This is a genomic window from Ensifer sp. 2TAB8 (genome assembly GCF_052115125.1).
In the GTDB taxonomy this organism is placed as follows: Bacteria; Pseudomonadota; Alphaproteobacteria; order Rhizobiales; family Rhizobiaceae; genus Ensifer.
The window spans coordinates 1-1,055 of record NZ_JBFRGB010000070.1 but is presented as its reverse complement, the minus strand read 5'-3'; the positions used below and the strand labels follow the sequence as shown (position 1 = coordinate 1,055).

At 56.8% G+C, this 1,055-nt stretch carries 1 protein-coding gene and 1 pseudogene; one reads left to right on the top strand and one right to left on the bottom strand.

The features are described from left to right. Window positions 1–119: pseudogene (locus AB4Z53_RS35355) on the bottom strand (TetR/AcrR family transcriptional regulator); the annotation flags it as partial. A gap of 164 nt (window positions 120–283) precedes the next feature. On the opposite strand from AB4Z53_RS35355, the gene AB4Z53_RS35350 reads away from it, so the two are divergent. Continuing rightward, a partial coding sequence (locus AB4Z53_RS35350; RefSeq protein ID WP_441600083.1) for a histidine kinase occupies window positions 284–1,055 on the top strand: 772 nt, incomplete at its 3' end.

The following is a 1,055-nucleotide window of genomic DNA, read 5'->3' as shown; positions in this document are numbered from 1 at the left end:
GAACGATCCGAACCCGAAAGCCACGTCCGCGTCTGCGCAAGGATCTCGTCTGACAGAGCCGCATCGTCCGTCATCCGGGCCAGGATCAGCGCGCCCACCATCGCAGACCACGTCCCAATCCCCCGCTACGCGGACGCAATCTTCGCGCGGGCTGAAGTCGCTTGCTGATCCTTTTAGTTGCCAAATTTCCTTGTTTGCACTTTCAAATAGCCCCACCACTTTGTCCTCCCGGCGACACAATCGCTCGGACATGGCCGTCTGAAATCAGCATGACAGGGTTTGCATGAAGCACTTCACCATTCCGACCGACAGCTTCCTGGATGGACGTCGATTTCCCGCGACGACCCTGCGCCTGGCCTTGATCTATGCGGCTGCCGAGTTGCTGATCAGCAGTCCGATCTGGCTCACAATCGGTGACAATCCGCTCAAGCCGTTCCTCGGAAAGCTCGTGCTCGAAGCGGTCTTTGTCGTTCTGGCCATTCTGTTTGCGCTCTTGCTCAGCCGAATGAGAAAGCATCGCTACGCCACGCAAATCTTCGTGTGCCTGCTGCTTTCCCTGATCAGTTCGCTCGGGATGTCCCTGCTCGACTACTACCTCTACACGGTGATCATGTCGCCCGCGGTCGTGCCGTTCAATATCATGGATTACGGCTATGCGGTCTGTTACCGCATGTCGATCTTCTTTGGCTGGTCATTCCTCTTTGTCGCACTGCTCAATCACATGGACGTCCGCGACCGGGATCTGAAACTGATTGCCTCGCGCGAAGAGGCCTTGGCGGCGCAGATGCGCGCTTTGCAATATCAGATAAATCCGCATTTTCTCTTCAACACGCTCAATTCCATCACCGGCCTAGGGTCTGTACTCAATAGGGATTCCGGGTTCTGCCAAATTGTGATTCAAGGTCTTGGAGTTGGAGGCCTTGATGAAGCAGCGGCAGTTGACCTGGTTGAGCGATGCGGAGTGGGCTCGGATCGAGCCATTGTTGCCGCGGCAGTTGACCTGGTTGAGCGATGCGGAGTGGGCTCGGATCGAGCCATTGTTGCCGCGAGGACGC